The sequence below is a fragment of the Grimontia sp. NTOU-MAR1 genome (assembly GCF_035758505.1).
GTDB classification, from domain to species: Bacteria; Pseudomonadota; Gammaproteobacteria; order Enterobacterales; family Vibrionaceae; genus Enterovibrio; species Enterovibrio marinus.
The window spans coordinates 2,539,644-2,556,475 of sequence record NZ_CP142108.1; the positions used below are offsets into that span (position 1 = coordinate 2,539,644).

At 49.0% G+C, this 16,832-nt stretch carries 12 protein-coding genes and 5 tRNA genes; 13 read left to right on the plus strand and 4 right to left on the minus strand.

Annotated features, from left to right (window positions below):
- Nucleotides 1-183 precede the first annotated feature (183 nt).
- Nucleotides 184-2,202: a DNA helicase Rep gene (gene rep, locus VP504_RS11660; protein ID WP_325891307.1), complete on the plus strand. Its 2,019-nt coding sequence runs from the start codon at nucleotides 184-186 to the stop codon at nucleotides 2,200-2,202.
- Between the two features lie 29 nt (nucleotides 2,203-2,231).
- Here the strand turns inward: rep and VP504_RS11665 are convergent, their stop codons facing one another.
- Both VP504_RS11665 and VP504_RS11670 read right to left on the minus strand, forming a co-directional pair.
- A complete protein-coding gene (locus VP504_RS11665; protein WP_325891308.1) occupies nucleotides 2,232-2,810 on the minus strand; it encodes a sugar O-acetyltransferase in 579 nt (192 codons plus the stop codon).
- 137 nt (nucleotides 2,811-2,947) lie between these two features.
- Nucleotides 2,948-3,367, minus strand: a complete 420-nt coding sequence (locus VP504_RS11670) for a c-type cytochrome (RefSeq protein ID WP_325891309.1) — start codon at nucleotides 3,365-3,367, stop codon at nucleotides 2,948-2,950.
- Between the two features lie 340 nt (nucleotides 3,368-3,707).
- Here VP504_RS11670 and VP504_RS11675 point away from each other — a divergent pair.
- From VP504_RS11675 to VP504_RS11725, 11 genes are all read left to right on the plus strand, one after another.
- Nucleotides 3,708-3,784 (plus strand) — tRNA-Arg (locus VP504_RS11675).
- Nucleotides 3,785-3,819: 35 nt separating this feature from the next.
- Nucleotides 3,820-3,895 (plus strand) — tRNA-His (locus tag VP504_RS11680).
- 2 nt (nucleotides 3,896-3,897) lie between these two features.
- A tRNA-Pro gene (locus VP504_RS11685) sits at nucleotides 3,898-3,974 on the plus strand.
- A 121-nt stretch (nucleotides 3,975-4,095) separates the two neighbouring features.
- A tRNA-His gene (locus VP504_RS11690) sits at nucleotides 4,096-4,171 on the plus strand.
- Between the two features lie 2 nt (nucleotides 4,172-4,173).
- A tRNA-Pro gene (locus tag VP504_RS11695) sits at nucleotides 4,174-4,250 on the plus strand.
- A gap of 740 nt (nucleotides 4,251-4,990) precedes the next feature.
- Nucleotides 4,991-6,697: an ABC transporter ATP-binding protein gene (locus VP504_RS11700; RefSeq protein WP_325891310.1), complete on the plus strand. Its 1,707-nt coding sequence runs from the start codon at nucleotides 4,991-4,993 to the stop codon at nucleotides 6,695-6,697.
- A gap of 109 nt (nucleotides 6,698-6,806) precedes the next feature.
- Complete coding sequence (locus VP504_RS11705; protein WP_325891312.1) at nucleotides 6,807-8,360, plus strand: ABC transporter substrate-binding protein; 1,554 nt, start codon at nucleotides 6,807-6,809, stop codon at nucleotides 8,358-8,360.
- A 179-nt stretch (nucleotides 8,361-8,539) separates the two neighbouring features.
- Nucleotides 8,540-9,517: an ABC transporter permease gene (locus VP504_RS11710; protein ID WP_325891313.1), complete on the plus strand. Its 978-nt coding sequence runs from the start codon at nucleotides 8,540-8,542 to the stop codon at nucleotides 9,515-9,517.
- Nucleotides 9,518-9,519: 2 nt separating this feature from the next.
- A complete protein-coding gene (locus VP504_RS11715; protein WP_325891314.1) occupies nucleotides 9,520-10,461 on the plus strand; it encodes an ABC transporter permease in 942 nt (313 codons plus the stop codon).
- Between the two features lie 115 nt (nucleotides 10,462-10,576).
- On the plus strand, nucleotides 10,577-11,380 hold the full coding sequence (locus VP504_RS11720) for an SPOR domain-containing protein (protein ID WP_325891316.1): 804 nt from the start codon (nucleotides 10,577-10,579) through the stop codon (nucleotides 11,378-11,380).
- Nucleotides 11,381-11,521: 141 nt separating this feature from the next.
- A complete protein-coding gene (locus tag VP504_RS11725) occupies nucleotides 11,522-12,286 on the plus strand; it encodes an SPOR domain-containing protein (protein ID WP_325891318.1) in 765 nt (254 codons plus the stop codon).
- 45 nt (nucleotides 12,287-12,331) lie between these two features.
- Here the strand turns inward: VP504_RS11725 and gorA are convergent, their stop codons facing one another.
- Both gorA and VP504_RS11735 read right to left on the minus strand, forming a co-directional pair.
- Entirely contained in the window at nucleotides 12,332-13,687 is a 1,356-nt protein-coding gene (gene gorA / locus VP504_RS11730) for a glutathione-disulfide reductase (protein ID WP_325891319.1), read from the minus strand.
- 89 nt (nucleotides 13,688-13,776) lie between these two features.
- Complete coding sequence (locus tag VP504_RS11735; RefSeq protein ID WP_325891321.1) at nucleotides 13,777-14,616, minus strand: 23S rRNA (adenine(2030)-N(6))-methyltransferase RlmJ; 840 nt, start codon at nucleotides 14,614-14,616, stop codon at nucleotides 13,777-13,779.
- 131 nt (nucleotides 14,617-14,747) lie between these two features.
- On the opposite strand from VP504_RS11735, the gene prlC reads away from it, so the two are divergent.
- On the plus strand, nucleotides 14,748-16,790 hold the full coding sequence (gene prlC / locus VP504_RS11740) for an oligopeptidase A (RefSeq protein WP_325891322.1): 2,043 nt from the start codon (nucleotides 14,748-14,750) through the stop codon (nucleotides 16,788-16,790).
- The last annotated feature ends 42 nt before the right edge of the window (nucleotides 16,791-16,832 follow it).

Genomic DNA, 16,832 nt, shown 5'->3' on the forward strand with positions numbered 1-16,832 from the left:
GCTGCCAACTCTTTCCTTTCAATCCATGAAAGACGAACTGCGCTGTTATTCCGTCTATACCCAAACGACCTGAAGACGCTCGCATTGAGGGCTTCCCTTCGGGCGAGTTGAATCCTGCATATTCAGGTTGTTTGGGTATACAATGCACCTGCTAGATGTCGCGTGAATGAACAGAGGAACCTCATGAAACTTAATCCAGCTCAGAATGACGCTGTCCACCATGTCTCTGGGCCCTGCCTGGTGTTAGCTGGTGCGGGTTCCGGTAAAACACGTGTGATCACCAATAAAATTGCTTATCTGGTTCAGCAGTGTGGCTACAAAGCGCGTCATATTGCTGCGGTAACCTTTACCAACAAAGCGGCGCGGGAAATGAAAGAGCGTGTCGGTCAGACGTTGAGCCGCCAGGAAGCACGGGGATTGATGGTTTCTACCTTCCACACCCTCGGCCTGAACATCATCCGTCGCGAATATAAAAGCCTGGGGTTGAAAGCGGGCTTCTCGTTGTTTGATGACCAGGATCAGATGGCACTTTTAAAAGAGCTAACTGAAGATGAACTCGATGGCGATAAGGATTTGCTAAACCAGCTGCTGCATACCATCTCCAACTGGAAGAATGACATGCTGACGCCGCAGCAAGCGGAATCTGCAGCAATGGGGGAGCGCGACCAGTTATTTGCCCATTGCTATGCCATGTACCAAAAGCAAATGAAGGCTTACAACGCGCTGGATTTTGATGATTTGATCCTGATGCCAGTGATCCTGCTGAAAACCAATCAGGAAGTGCGGGAACGTTGGCAAAGTAAAATCCGTTACCTGCTGGTGGACGAATATCAGGACACCAATACCAGCCAATATCAGCTTGTGAAACTGCTGGTGGGTGAGCGAGCCCGTTTTACCGTGGTGGGTGATGATGATCAGTCTATCTACAGCTGGCGTGGTGCGCAGCCAAAGAACCTCTTGATGCTGAATCAGGACTTTCTAAGCCTCAAAGTCATCAAGCTGGAGCAAAACTACCGTTCAACCAGCCGTATTCTGCGTGCGGCGAATATCCTTATTGCCAACAACCCGCATGTGTTTGAGAAAACGCTGTTCTCCGCGTTGCCAGACGGTGAAATGCTCAAAGTACTTAAAGCTAACAACGAAGAGCATGAAGCAGAACGTGTGGTCGGTGAGATCATTGCGCACAAATTTATGAACCGCACGGACTACAAAGATTATGCGATTTTGTACCGTGGTAATCACCAGTCGCGCCTTTTCGAAAAAGCGCTGATGCAAAACCGTATACCTTACAAGATCTCGGGTGGCACCTCATTCTTTGCGCGCGCAGAAATCAAAGACATCATGGCGTATCTTCGCTTGCTGACCAATCAGGATGACGACAATGCATTTCTGCGCATTGTGAATACGCCACGTCGCGAAATTGGCCCAGTGACACTCGAAAAGCTTGGAACTTACGCCAACATGCGTGGAAGGAGCTTGTTTGCAGCGAGTTTTGAATTAGGGCTTCAGGAGCACCTGAATGGTCGTGGTCTGGAATCTCTGCAACGTTTTACCCGCTGGATTGTCGAGCTTTCCGATCAGTTTGAGCGTGGCGATGCGGTTGATGCAGTGCGCTCATTAGTGCGTGACTCGCACTACGAAGACTGGCTCTATGAAACCTCGGCCAGCCCTAAGGCAGCAGAGATGCGGATGAAGAACGTCTCCGATCTCTACAGCTGGATTGTGGCGGACTTGGAAGGTGACAACTACGACCACGAAGTGAAGACGCTTCGTGAAGTGGTTCAGCGTCTGACATTGCGTGACATGATGGAGCGTGGCGAGGACGATGATGACGCTGATCAGGTGCAGTTGATGACGCTGCATGCTTCTAAAGGTCTCGAGTTCCCATATGTGTATCTGGTAGGGATGGAAGAAGGTTTCCTGCCTCATCAGTCGAGTATTGATGAAGACAATGTTGAGGAAGAGCGCCGTCTTGCCTACGTGGGCATTACCCGCGCGCAACGCGAGATGACCTTTACACTTTGTAAGGAGCGTCGTCAGTACGGTGAGTTGATAAAGCCTCTTCCGAGCCGTTTCCTTGAAGAGTTGCCATACGACGATGTGGAATGGGAAGAAAAGAAAAAGCCACAGACACAGGAAGAACGGATGGCAAAAGGGCAGGCAGCAATCGCCAATCTCAGAGCAATGCTTAAAAAAGACTAAAGAAAAGCCGGATAACTCCGGCTTTTCTTTTATGCATCGAGAGCTTCTTCAGCCGATTCGTTCTCGTGCAGCTTACGGATCACTTTGGCTGGCGTGCCACCAATCAGACAATCTTCCGGCATGTCTTTGGTGACTACTGAATTGGCTGCGATCACTGAGCGAGCACCAATGGTCACGCCCTGGCAAATTACTGTATTGCCACCCACCCAGACATCATCACCCACCACGATCGGCTTGCAGAAGGTTTCCCATTTGCGTCGACTGCGGTAATCCATTGAGTGGCCGGCAGTGTAAAACTGGCAGTTAGGTCCAATGAGCACGTTGCTGCCAATGGTAATTGGCGCACCATCCAGCATCATCGCACCCATATTGATAAAGGTACTGGGACCGATATGGATGGTTTTGCCAAACTCGCAGTGGAAAGGCGGTATCACCATTGAGTCATAACCCAAACTGCCAAACAACTCTGATGCAATATCGAAAGACTGATCAACCGGGAGAGCGTTGTAGCGTTGAAGGAGTTCGAAGGCTTTCGAGCGAATCAAATCGATCATCTCATCGTACCCATTATAGGCGAGGCCTTGGGTCATTTTTTCAAATTCGGTCATCTTAGGAACAGGAAAGAGGAAAACACGCGTGAATGATGGGGGATGTAGCGGGGGAATTCAGTGTCCTTGCTTCCAGACTGATAAACAGGCATCAAAAAAGCGGCTTGAAAGCCGCTTTTTCACACAATCTGGATGTTTTACAGAGACAGCATGTGGTCGATAGCAGCCACGATCTCGTCGTCAGAACAATCCATGCAGGTTCCACGTGCAGGCATGCCGTTGAAGCCTTCGATGGCGTGCTTGTTCAGCGTGTCACGCCCTTGTGCAAGACGTGGTTCCCAAGCTGCTGGGTCGCTAACTTTTGGTGCGCCCGCGGCACCCGTCGCGTGACATGCCATACAGTAGGTGTTGTAAACGGAATCGCCAGTACGTGGGCCTGCTGGTGCAGCAGCAGTCTCAACAGGCGCTTCGCCATCCAGGTAAACGGAACCGACTGGTGCGATGCGTTCTGCAATGGCTTCTTCTGACATGTCAGCAGCGTGCGCTGTGCCCATCAGAAACAAAGCGGTGACAGCAGATACTGCTAAACGACGTAAAAAAATTCCCTTTGCGCTCACTGTTTCACTCCCAATATCTTTTTGGTTCCGAATCATCGGACATTTTTTATGCGGTTAGATATTTTTATCACAATTGTCAGGTCGGATCGGCTAACTGGGTCGACCTTTCAGCAATCGTGACAATCTTAAATACGAAGTATGGACGAAATAAGGTTAACTCCGTGTAAAGATTAAGTGATTATAGCGCTTTAGATTGTTGCGTGAAACCGTTATGATGTCGCCTGCCTGCACTGTTTTTGGCCTGATCGGATAAAAATAAACCGTTCGAAAAAAAAATTAAAAAAAGTGCTAGACGGCAGGAGGCGATATCCGTAATATGCGACTCCGCCGACAGGGGCAAGCGCCCGTAGCTCAGCTGGATAGAGCGTTGGCCTCCGGAGCCAAAGGTCGCAGGTTCGAATCCTGTCGGGTGCGCCAGTCCGGAAAAGAAAATTTGGCGAAATAAAACAGTGGTGGCTGTAGCTCAGTTGGTAGAGTCCCGGATTGTGATTCCGGTTGTCGCGGGTTCAAGTCCCGTCAGCCACCCCACTCGGTGAATAGCGCAGTTTGGTAGCGCATCTGGTTTGGGACCAGAGGGTCGGGGGTTCGAATCCCTCTTCACCGACCACTTTCAGAGAGCCCGCTAAATCAAGCGGGCTTTCGTCGTTTTAAACAAAGGTAGAGATTTTACTCGCCCTCATATTGTCGGGAATACCACCCCGGAAAAAAATTGGTGAAACAAAACAGTGGTGGCTGTAGCTCAGTTGGTAGAGTCCCGGATTGTGATTCCGGTTGTCGCGGGTTCAAGTCCCGTCAGCCACCCCATTCGGTGAATAGCGCAGTTTGGTAGCGCATCTGGTTTGGGACCAGAGGGTCGGGGGTTCGAATCCCTCTTCACCGACCATATTCAGAGAGCCCGCTCAATCGAGCGGGCTTTTTCATATCTGATGTTTGGGTTGTTCCACCCATGGTTGGGTCGAAGTGTCGAACCATTTTGAAGAAGCCCCGCTGGAATACTAATCCCATCGAAACCGTCTTCATCGACCGTATTCAGAGAACACACTCACCCTGGCGGGCTTTTCCGATTCTGTACTATTTTCTCTACATCTATTAAGACGTAAACGTATCAGTATTAAAGTTCTATTAGCTCATGTTTGTGGGGGAAGAGGGCTTCATTTAAGCGCGAGTCTCCATTCTCAGGACATTAAGTGGTCTTATTCGCGTCAACTAACTTTAAATTCTGGTCAGAAGTGCGGCTCTTTTTTTGGTTTCCTTCACACTCTTGATTTAAATGTGAGCGTGATTCATCTCTGAAACGCGTGAATTGTTACATTTTCTTTGTTACTGGTTGCATAGCTAGCCATCTGGGTGCCTTCTGTAGTCTCTTGATTGGAATACTGCCTTTGGCTTGGTAACTACACGTAAAGTAAGGCCTAATTCTCACATGTATGTTTGTCTGATGATTTTATATTAATGAATATTTATTCGAGAAAATTCGCTTGTTATGGCAAATAGTTTCATCGTGTTGATTTCTAGTAAAACATTTGCCAGATTGTAATGCGCTTATTTAGCCTGTTTTGTTGATGTTAAACAGGGATTGTTTTCCGGCAGGCACGGAATTGTGCAGTACCAAGGGTCTGGTCAATGGCATTATTGGAAGTGAAAAACCTCCGTATCGAGTATCCATCTCGTCATGGTGTGTTTGCAGCAGTGAAAGATCTCTCCTTTTCTATCGAAAGGGGAGAGATAGTTGGTGTGGTTGGCGAATCTGGTGCAGGGAAGTCGACGGTAGGCAATGCCGTCATTGATTTGTTGAGTCCTCCCGGGCATGTTGCCAGTGGCGAAGTATTCCTTGATGGCGAGAAAATCTCTAGGCTGGCTCCCGATCAAATTCGTCGCTATCGCGGCGCAAGAATTGGATTTATCTTTCAAGATCCAATGACGTCACTCAATCCGCTCTTCACTGTTGAGCAGCAACTGGTCGAAACCATCACCGTTAATCTTAACGTCAGTGAAGAAGAGGCCAAGCAGCGTGCTTTGGCGCTGATGGAGCAAGTGGGTATCCCCGAAGCCCACAATCGCATTAAACAGTATCCTCACCAATTCTCGGGTGGTATGCGCCAGCGGGTAGTTATCGCTATTGCATTGGCGGGAGAGCCTGATCTCATTATTGCTGATGAGCCTACCACTGCGCTGGATGTATCGATTCAGGATCAGATCTTAAACCTCATCCGTACCCTATGTGTTGAGAAGAACGTGGGTTGTATGTTAGTGACTCACGACATGGGTGTCGTTTCCAACGTAACTGACAAAATCGCAGTCATGTACCGTGGTGATTTGGTGGAATTTGGTGAAACCGCCAAAGTGCTTAACAACCCGGAACATCCATATAGCCGCAGCCTGATTTCTGCTGTTCCGCGCTCTGACATCAAGCTTGATCGCTTTCCGCTCGTGAGTTACATCGAAGAAGCGGTAGAGATGAAGCCGCTGGATGTAAAAACTCATTGGCTGGGACAAAGTCAGGACGAGCGCGAATATACGGGCTCTTTGCTGAGAGTCGAGAACGTGAATCTGCGTTTTGTTACCAAGGACTCTTTCTTCGAAGGTCGCCGCGAATACGTACAAGCGTCTAATAATGTCAGTTTTGAAGTCCATGAAGGCGAAACATTTGGTCTCGTGGGCGAGTCCGGCTCAGGCAAATCAACCATTGCCCGTGTGATTGCCGGTCTTTATCCACCTAACTCCGGTAAAGTGTGGTTTGAAGGCATCGATCTGACCTCTTTGAAAAATGAAGCGCAGCGTCGCCCGATGCGTCGTCAGATGCAGATGGTATTCCAAAATCCTTACTCCTCGATGAATCCGCGCATGAAAGTGCAGGACATCATCGCCGAGCCTATCCGTTTTCACAAACTGGCTAATGAAAACCAGACCCGCCAAATTGTCGGAGATCTGCTCGATCACGTCGGTCTTGGCAGAGGAAGCGGTATCAAATATCCCCATGAATTCTCAGGTGGTCAGCGCCAGCGTATTTCTATTGCGCGTGCACTGGCAACCCGTCCACGCCTTTTGATTTGTGATGAGCCGACATCAGCATTGGACGTATCGGTACAAGCGCAAATCCTGAATCTTTTGAAAGATCTGCAGCAGGAATTGAACTTGACCATGCTATTTATCAGTCACGATTTGCCGGTGATAAGACAAATGTGTGACCGCATTGGTGTGATGCAAAAAGGTACTCTACTTGAAGTAGCGCAAACGGAAGCGTTATTCAAATCGCCTCAGCATGAATACAGCAAGCAGTTGATTTCTTTGATGCCTGAATTCAGAGGTATGAGTGCTATCTCGGTGTAAAAGATTAGTTTTACCATCGACGAGAGGATAATGTTGTGTTCGTTGGTGGTTCCAATTTGCAATACACAACATAACGGGAGCCCTAGTTCCCAGCATAAGGAGTCATGCAATGAAAACCTTCAAAAGTAAAATCGCGCTCGCGATAATGGCGGCGGGCATGAGCTTTGCTGTTTCTGCGGCAGATATTACTGTTGCTTACGCAGCCGACCCAGTGTCACTTGACCCCCATGAGCAGCTCTCTGGCGGTACCCTTCAATTATCCCACATGGTCTTTGACCCACTTGTCCGCTTTAGCCAGTCGATGGGATTTGAACCACGCCTTGCAGAGTCTTGGGAGCGTGTTGATAACGAAACTATGCGCTTTAATCTGCGCAAAGGCGTGAAGTTCCACTCCGGCAATGGTATGACGGCCGATGACGTAGTTTGGACATTTAACCGCCTGAAGTCTTCGCCTGACTTCAAGGGTATTTTTGCACCGCTGGTATCTTTGACCAAAGTGGATGACTACACAGTAGAAATCAAAACCGATGGTACATACCCGCTGATCGAAAACGTGGCGACCTACATTTTCCCGATGGACAGTAAGTTCTACACGGGCACCACTGCTGATGGTAAAGACAAAGCGGAAGTGGTGAAGCACGGTAACTCTTTCGCGTCGACCAATCTTTCTGGCACAGGTCCTTTTATTGTTAAATCCCGCGAGCAGGGCGTAAAAGTTGAGTTCGAACGCTTTGCAGATTACTGGGACAAAGATTCTGGCGGTAACGTTGAAAACCTGACTTTGGTGCCAATCAAAGAAGATGCGACCCGCGTAGCTGCAATGTTGTCTGGCGATGTTGATATGATTGCTCCGGTTTCACCGAACGATTACAAGCGCATCGAGAACGCAAAAGGTGTGGATCTCTACACCATGCCAGGTACCCGCATCATCACCTTCCAAATGAACCAAAATAGCAACCCAGCGCTGAAAGATGCACGCGTGCGTCAGGCTATCGTTTATGCGGTAAACAACGAAGGTATCGCGAAGAAAGTCATGAAAGGCGCGGCGACAGCTTCTGCTCAGCAGAGCCCTCCAGGCTATGCCGGTTACAACGAGAATCTGAAACCTCGTTACGATCTGAAAAAAGCGAAACAGTTGATGGAAGAAGCGGGCTATGGTGATGGGTTCAAACTGACCATGATGGCGCCAAACAACCGCTATGTGAATGATGACAAGATTGCACAAGCTACGGCGGCGATGTTGTCAAAAATCGGCATCGATGTTGACCTGAAAACCATGCCAAAAGCGCAATACTGGCCTGAGTTCGACAAGTGTGCAGCTGATATGATGATGATCGGCTGGCACCCGGATACGGAAGATTCCGCAAACTTCACCGAGTTCCTGGCGATGACCCGCAATGCTGACACTGGTAAAGGTCAGTACAACTGTGGTCACTACAGCAACGCTGAAGTAGACAAACTGGTTAATGAAGCGAACAAAGAAACTGACCTGACCAAGCGTAACGCGATGCTGAAGAAAGTAGAGGAAATCCTCTACAACGATGCGGCGTTCGTTCCTCTGCACTGGCAAGATCCTTCTTGGGCAGCGAAAGAAAACGTAGAAATTGGTCCAATCATCAACGGGATGAACTTCCCTTACTTCGGTGATCTGGTCGTTAAGTAAAACCGTCGACCGCTTTTCCGCCGGGTATTCCTCATATCCGGCGGATAAAAAAACGTAAAATGGAAACGGCCTTTATGACCACCTATGGGATGGATCAGGCCGTTTCTTTCAGTAGGAAAGGAAAGCCCTACTGAAAGATTTTAAAGCAAAAATCTTCAAGGAAAGTGAAGGGGCTAGGAATGTTTACCTTTCTCGTCAAGCGCCTGTTTCAGGCGGTGATAGTGATGTTTGTGATCAGTCTGGTGGCATTTGCCATCCAGGATAACCTTGGCGATCCGTTGCGTGAAATGGTGGGTCAGTCTGTATCAGAGTCAGAAAGACAAGCCCTACGCGATGAGCTTGGATTGAACGACCCTTTCATCGAAAAGTACTCACGTTTTGTCGGCAATGCGCTGCAAGGTGATTTGGGTACCTCATATTTCTTTAAACGACCTGCGGTTGACGTCATTCTCGACAAACTCGTTGCCACCTTAGAGCTGGTGATCGGAGCCACCATTATTATTGTCGTTTTCTCTATCCCGTTGGGTGTTTACTCCGCGATTCACCCAAACAGCGTCTTTACCAAAATCATCATGGCGGGAAGCAGCATCGGTATCTCGATACCTGTGTTTCTAACTGCCATCATGCTGATGTATGTCTTCTCCATCGAGCTTGGCTGGCTGCCCTCGTTTGGACGCGGTGATACGGTCAATGTGTTGGGGTGGGAGACAGGCTTCCTGTCATTAGATGGGCTTTCACACCTTATTCTTCCAAGTATCGCGCTGTCTTCCATTATGTTGCCGCTGTTTATCCGCTTGGTGCGTTCTGAAATGCTTGAAGCTTTGAGCACCGAATACGTGAAGTTTGCCCGCGCTAAAGGCTTGCCGGAAAGAACCGTGCAGTACAAACATGCTCTGAAAAATACCATGTTGCCGGTCGTGACGGTGGGTGGTGTACAAATAGGTACGATGGTGGCCTACACCATTTTGACGGAAAAAGTATTCCAGTGGCCAGGTACCGGTTTTCTGTTCCTCGAAGCCATTAACCGTGTCGACACGCCGCTCATCACCGCGTATGTCATTTTTGTCGGTTTGCTGTTTGTAGTCACTAATACGCTAGTGGACTTGTTGTACGGCCTGATTAACCCAACGGTTAACCTGACAGGCAAGGGGGCATAATTATGACCAATGTGAATACCAAGGTGCCTTCGCGCTGGCAGCAATTTTTAGAATCAGACTTTTTCTACTTCTTCAAACGCGACAAAGTGGCGATGTTCAGCTTCGCCGTATTTTTATCGTTTGTACTGGCCGCAGTTTTTGCGCCATTGATTGCGCCAAGCGATCCTTATGACTTGGCATCCATCGATATTATGGACTCTGAACTTCCACCTAATTGGCTGGAGTTGGGAGATGAGCGCTTTTTGCTGGGTACGGACAACCAGGGACGAGATATCCTCTCAACCATTCTCTATGGCCTGCGTATTTCTCTGATGATTGGCCTTGGTGCAGTTGCGTTGCAGTTGCTGTTAGGCATTGTGATTGGCTTGAGTGCCGGTTACTTCGGTGGCCGTATCGATAGCTTCCTAATGCGTATTGCTGATGTGCAACTTTCTTTCTCTACCATGATGGTGGCAATCATTGTATCGGCGATTTTCAAAGCCAGTTTTGGCAACGATTTCTACAGTGAGTACGCCATTTTGATGCTGGTAGTCATTATTGGTATCGCCGAGTGGCCACAATATGCCAGGACCATTCGAGCATCAGTGCTTGCTGAGAAGAAAAAAGAGTATGTTGAGGCGGCGCAAGTCATGGGCTTTAAAGCGCCACGCATCATGTTCAGGCATATTCTACCTAATTGCTTGTCGCCAATTTTGGTGATTTGTACGGTACAGGTGGCTAATGCCATTATGTCGGAAGCGGCGCTCTCCTTCCTTGGATTGGGGATGCCTGTAGATAGACCATCGCTGGGGTCGCTGATCAGTATCGGCTTCACCTACATCTTCTCGGGTGCTTGGTGGATCACCGCCTTTCCAGGTATTGTGCTGGTTGCGTTAGTGCTGGTCATCAACCTTCTAGGTGACTGGTTGCGCGATGTCTTCAACCCGAAAATCTACAAAGGTTAACGGAATGAGAAAAGGCAGCATCACGCTGCCTTTTCTGTAATTTATTCGTTATTTCGCTCGTTTCACGCTAGGCTAACTATCTGAACTACATAAACTCCTGACGGGATGTGGTGCAATGCTTTTAAGGTTTTTCAGCATTTTAGCTATCTCATTGCTTGGTGTTCTTTCCTTGTCTTCAGCAAAGGCTAAGGCCGCTGATGCATGCTCGTCTGTTGAAAGGCAGGGGTGGCAAGTCGTAGAGCAAAGCTGTCAGGTTGGTGCAGGGCTCTGGTCAAAACGACCGCTCAAGAACGAAGGTAGGTTTTGGGTGCAATGCGGGGTGGTCAGCCAATTACCTAAACCTTGGTTTGCAAAAGAAATCGAAGCCGTGCTTATGCAGGACAAACTGGTATTCCGACAGGAAGATGATAAATACCGCTGTCTAGTTGGTCCCTTTGAGCGCTACCCTGAAGCTGAAATCGTCAAGGATGTTATGACGCAGCGGAAAGTATTTGCTTCTGCGTTTATTCGTGACGTATCCCTTCCTGAACAAGTAGCCAAGGTTAGTCAAGTTGATAAGCATAAGAAGAAAACGGCTGCTCAGAAAATCGCAAAACCCACCCAAAAGTTGCGACGCTACATCGATGTTGGTGAACTGAAAAGCCCGATGCCGGAAATCGGTGAACCACGCTACAGTGACAAACAAAACACTTGGTGGCGCGCCACGCTCAAAGAAGCGAATCAGGTGTGTCACCAAGATGGAATGCAGTTGGTGTCAGAGGCTAAGCTGAAAGCTCTGTCATCAACGTCCGACTGGAAAAACACCTACCCGAGTCGCTTGCCTTATTGGGTGTCTGAGATGCGTGCGTTTGACGTGGTTATGGGTATCTCCATGCCCCTTACCATTGAGTCTGCTTTGTTGGTGTTGTGCGAACCTTAACTCCATGAAATAGCGCCAATCTCCCAGAGTTGTGAATCCTGCTGTAGAAACAGACGCTAAATCCCTTCTCGAAGCGTTCGCCTCGTAACATGGGCATGAAAGCACACGTTTTCGTTATACGGCAGTAAAAGGCTATCATTCATGCGTTCCCGCAGGTTCTCCATTCTGAATATCTTTCTTTTGAGTATTCTTCTTCCCAGTTCATCTGCGTTTGCCCTTTCTAATATTAATGGGCTTTGCCTGGGCTCAACATCGCCTGAAGGCTACAAAATCGTTGATGAAAGCTGCCCTATCGGTGACGGACTATGGGGTCGAAAACCCAGCAAGAAAGGTGCATTATGGGTGCAGTGCGGCATTTATGCTGAACTGCCCGAAAAGGGAGAGGTGGCCAATGGAGCACTGTATCGTAAAGAAGGCGACCAATACCGTTGTTTAGCAGGCCCGTTCGCGTCGTTTGGTGAAGCGATTAATGCAAGAGATAAACTTCGGACTCATTCGGAAACGGCCGACGCATTTATCCGTCAAGTGGGGCTTAAAGCCAGTAAGCAAAAACAGCCATCAAACCATTCCTCGCGAGCCTCAAAAAACAGTGTTGTAAGGCAACATGAGCAAGTGTTAGGCCTATGGACACCAAAGCCACAGGGAATGGATGCCCGTTATACCGTTAATCGCCAAGACTGGTGGCGTGCCACCTATCAGGATGCCAATAATGCGTGTCGTCAGGCAGGCCGGACGTTAGTCACGGCACGAAGCATCAGAAAAGCATTATTAAAGCAACAGGGCGCAGATGCACTACCAGATATCTATCCCTATTGGCTCGGCAATGGACATGTTTACGATATCAAGCTGGATATGTCGTTCTTAGCGATATCAGATACGCTGACGCTGAATGTGTTGTGTGAGTAACAAAAAAAGCCCCGCAACAGCGAGGCTCTTTTGAGGCGTTTGCGATCAACGCATAGTAACAAATTCCTCGGAACCCGTTGGGTGGATCGCCACAACACTGTCGAAATCTGCTTTGGTGGCGCCCATCTTCATCGCAACGCCAAAGCCTTGGATCATTTCGTCCACGGCAAAACCGATAGCATGCAATCCAACGACGGTCTCTTTTTCACCTGCGCACACCAACTTCATTCTTGATGGTTGGCGATGCTGAGTCACAGCGGTATACATCGCAGTGAAGCTCGAGCTATAAACCTTCACACTTTCTTCGCCATACTGCGCTATAGCTTCGCCTTCAGTGAGGCCGATAGTACCGATTGGTGGGTGACTGAAGACCACGGTTGGGATCAGGTTATAATCCATTTTGGCATCGGCTTTACCATTGAATAGGCGCTCTGACAGTTGGCGACCGGCTTTAACCGCGACTGGCGTGAGCTCGACACCGCCTTCCATAATATCGCCCACACAATAGATGCCTGGTACGCTGGTATTCTGGTACTCATCCACCTTGATGTAACCGCCGTCATTGGTTTCAACACCTGCTGCCGCCAGATTTATTTTCTCGGTGACTGGATGACGGCCGATTGCCCAGATCAGTAAATCAGTGTTGTGTGTTTCGCCACTTTCAAAATGCAGGGTCAGTGAGCCATCAGACTCTTTGACCACTTCCTTTGGAATGGAGTTGGTGTGAAGCGCTGGGCCTTCTTGTTCCATTACTTCAACGATGGTATCGATGATCATTGGGTCGAAGCTGCGCAGCGGCGATTCTTTACGCACAAATAGATGAGTATCAGTGCCCATTGCATTTAATACACCGGCGATTTCGACTGCGATGTAACCTGCACCAACAACCGCAACGCGCTTTGGCTGCTCGCTCAAATCAAAGAAGCCATTTGAATCGATGCCGTACTCTGCGCCTGGAATATTTGGGATGGTTGGTGAGCCGCCAACAGCAATCAGGATATTGTCTGCGGTGTAATGCTCACCATTCACTTCTACGGTCTTTGCGTCAACAAACTTACCGAAGCCTTCAATCACTTCGATTTTGTTCTTGCCCAACACGTTTTCATAAGAGGTGTGGATGCGGCCAATGTAGGCTTCACGGTTTTCAACCAGTTTGCCCCAGTTAAATTGATTTAGCGTTGTATCAAAGCCGTAATCGGGACCATACATTTTTATCGCTTCGGCGACTTGTGCACCATGCCACATCACTTTTTTAGGAACGCAGCCGACGTTTACGCAAGTGCCGCCAAGATGGCGTGCTTCTATCACCGCAACTTTTGCACCGTACATTGCCGCACGGTTTGCAGATGCGATACCGCCACTGCCGCCGCCGATACAAATATAATCAAAATGCTTGGCCATGAGTTTCTCCGTTTGGTTATTCTTAAATCCCGTTGAGCGGGGAAGTATTAGCATCCCCTGATAATATCAGACCTTTCAAGATCCGTATGTTATTCAGACACTACCCATTGTACAAATTGGTGGCCTGTCTCGGGTGCAATTTTACTTTGCAGCCAAGGTAGAATTTCTTTCATCTGTGCTTCCAGCGTCCATGGCGGATTAATCACAATCATGCCGGACGCTGTCATGCCGCGCTCTTCACTGTCTTCCGCTACACCCAGTTCGATTTGCAGGATTTTTCGGATGCCGAGCTTTTCCAGACCTTTAGTAATGAGATCGATATTTTTGCGGTAAACCACCGGATACCAAATCGCATAGGTGCCAGTTGCCCAGCGTCTCGTGCTCTCATCAATCGCTTCCACCACGTCTTGATACTCGTGCTTCAACTCGTAAGGTGGGTCAATCAGAACCACACCACGACGCTCTTTTGGCGGCAGACTGGCTTTTAACCGCGCATAACCGTCTTCCTTGTACATTTTTACCTGACGATCACCACGGAACTCCTGAAGCAGAAGAGGGAAATCACTTGGATGAAGTTCAGTAAAAATAGCACGGTCTTGCTCACGCAGGAGGCTTCGGCCGACTCTCGGTGAGCCTGGGTAGTAACGCAACTTGTTACCCTGATTCAGCGCGCGGATGGTATCGAGGTAAGGCTTGATTGCTTCAGGTGCATCATCGCTTTCCCAAATCAGTCCAATACCTTCTTTGTATTCACCGGTTTTCTCAGCGCGCTCGTCAGATAAATCATAGCGACCCGTACCACTGTGGGTGTCGTGGTAGACGAAAGCTTTGTCTTTTTGCTTAAGCGATTCAATGATAAGACTTTGAACTATGTGTTTGAGCACATCCGCATGGTTGCCAGCGTGGAAGCTGTGGCGGTAACTGAGCATGTTTATATCCGGTGAATATGAGAAATAGAAGACCATTATCTCCTATTGGGAGGTGTGATGCAGCCTCAGCATTGAAAACGCGTCTGATTGACGCCATAAATACAGAGTCTGAGAAATTAAAGGAACTGACAATGTCCAACCCGCTGCTAACGTTTACTGATTTGCCTCCCTTTTCTGAAATCAAACCGGAGCACGTGCAACCTGCCGTCGAGCAGGCGATTGCTGATTGCCGCGCTGCGATTGAAGCGGTACTGGAAAACAACACGGATCCAAGTTGGAACACTATTTGCGACCCACTGGCAGAGAGCGATGACAGGCTAAGTCGCATTTGGTCACCAATAGGCCATATGAATGCCGTGGTGAATAGCCAGGCGCTGCGTGAAGCCTATGAAGCGTGTTTGCCACTGTTGTCTGACTACTCGACCTGGGTCGGTCAGCACAAGCCACTTTATGATGCGTACAAGGCTATCAAGGCGCATGATGATTTTCAGTCACTGACGCCAGCACAGCAAAAAACCATTACTGACTCGCTGCGCGATTTCGAGCTTTCTGGTATTGCGCTGTCCCCAAAAGAACAACACCGCTTTGGCGAGATCAGCAAGCGACTGTCTGAGCTTTCTTCGACCTTCTCGAACAATGTGCTTGATGCCACCATGGGCTGGTCCAAGCACATCACAGATGTCAGTGAACTTGCGGGGATGCCGGAGTCTGCACTGGCAGCTGCACAGGCCATGGCTGAAAGCAAAGAGCTGGAAGGTTATGTGCTGACGCTGGATATTCCGTCTTACCTGCCAGTCATGACGTACTGCGATAACCGCGAGCTTCGCGCAGAAATGTACGAGGCTTACACCACCCGAGCGTCCGATCGAGGTCCAAATGCTGGCAAGTGGGACAATACCGACCTCATCAACGAAACCCTATTGCTGAAAAGTGAGATTTCCCGTCTGCTGGGCTTTGCCACTTACAGTGAACTCTCGCTGGCAACCAAAATGGCGGCCTCTACCGATCAGGTATTGACCTTCCTGAATGAGCTGGTGGAAAAAGCACGTCCACAGGGTTTGAAGGAATTCGATACCCTCAAGCAATTCGCGAAAGACAACTTTGGCGTTGAAACGCTTGAGCCATGGGATGTGGGTTACTACGCTGAGAAACTCAAGCAACATCAATACAGCATTTCTGATGAAGAGCTGCGTCCGTACTTCCCTGAAGACAAAGTGGTTGCAGGTTTGTTTGAAGTGCTAAAGCGAGTGTTTGGGATGGATGTTAAACGTCGTGACGATGTGGATGTTTGGCATGAGTCTGTCTCTTTCTACGATATCTTCGATGCGAAAGGCGAGCTGCGGGGCAGCTTCTACCTCGACCTTTATGCCCGCGAGCATAAGCGTGGCGGCGCATGGATGGACGAATGCCGCGTGCGTCGTGTGACCGAATCCGGTGAGCTTCAAAGCCCAGTGGCTTATCTAACCTGTAACTTCAACAAGCCAGTCGGTGATAAACCAGCGCTGTTTACCCATGATGAAGTGGTGACTTTGTTCCATGAATTCGGTCATGGCATTCATCACATGCTGACTAAGGTTGATGTGTCGTCGGTATCTGGCATCAACGGTGTGCCTTGGGATGCGGTTGAGCTTCCAAGCCAGTTCCTCGAAAACTGGTGCTGGGAAGAAGATGCGTTGGCGTTTATCTCCGGCCACTATGAAACTGGTGAGCCGTTGCCTAAAGAGATGCTGGATAAGATGCTGGCGGCGAAGAACTACAACTCTGCCATGGGTATGTTACGCCAATTAGAGTTTGGTCTGTTCGACTTCACCCTGTTTACCCGCTTTGATGCAGAAGAAGGCGCGAAAGTGCTGGAAACGCTGGCAGAAGTGAAGAGTCAGGTAGCAGTTGTGCCTTCTCCGGATTGGAACCGATTCCCACACTCGTTCAGCCACATCTTTGCGGGTGGTTACAGTGCGGGTTACTACAGCTACCTGTGGGCGGAAGTACTGTCTTCAGACGCGTTCAGCCGCTTTGAGGAAGACGGTATCTTCAACACACAAACCGGTCAGTCATTCCTCGAGAACATCCTTGAGCGAGGCGGCAGCGAAGAGCCAATGGAGCTGTTCAAACGCTTCCGTGGCCGCGAGCCATCACCGGATGCACTGCTTCGCCACAGCGGGATTGGCGTTTAACTCGCTAACACTACACCCAAAAAGAAAAAGCACGGTTTCGAC

Bases quoted from the DNA above. Each gene is read 5' to 3' on its own strand.
- VP504_RS11725 (WP_325891318.1), top strand. From the start codon at position 11,522: ATGCGTTCCCGCAGGTTCTCCATTCTGAATATCTTTCTTTTGAGTATT.
- VP504_RS11720 (WP_325891316.1), top strand. From the start codon at position 10,577: ATGCTTTTAAGGTTTTTCAGCATTTTAGCTATCTCATTGCTTGGTGTT.
- VP504_RS11710 (WP_325891313.1), top strand. From the start codon at position 8,540: ATGTTTACCTTTCTCGTCAAGCGCCTGTTTCAGGCGGTGATAGTGATG.
- VP504_RS11735 (WP_325891321.1), bottom strand. From the start codon at position 14,616: ATGCTCAGTTACCGCCACAGCTTCCACGCTGGCAACCATGCGGATGTG.
- VP504_RS11665 (WP_325891308.1), bottom strand. From the start codon at position 2,810: ATGACCGAATTTGAAAAAATGACCCAAGGCCTCGCCTATAATGGGTAC.
- prlC (WP_325891322.1), top strand. From the start codon at position 14,748: ATGTCCAACCCGCTGCTAACGTTTACTGATTTGCCTCCCTTTTCTGAA.
- VP504_RS11705 (WP_325891312.1), top strand. From the start codon at position 6,807: ATGAAAACCTTCAAAAGTAAAATCGCGCTCGCGATAATGGCGGCGGGC.
- gorA (WP_325891319.1), bottom strand. From the start codon at position 13,687: ATGGCCAAGCATTTTGATTATATTTGTATCGGCGGCGGCAGTGGCGGT.
- VP504_RS11715 (WP_325891314.1), top strand. From the start codon at position 9,520: ATGACCAATGTGAATACCAAGGTGCCTTCGCGCTGGCAGCAATTTTTA.
- VP504_RS11700 (WP_325891310.1), top strand. From the start codon at position 4,991: ATGGCATTATTGGAAGTGAAAAACCTCCGTATCGAGTATCCATCTCGT.
- rep (WP_325891307.1), top strand. From the start codon at position 184: ATGAAACTTAATCCAGCTCAGAATGACGCTGTCCACCATGTCTCTGGG.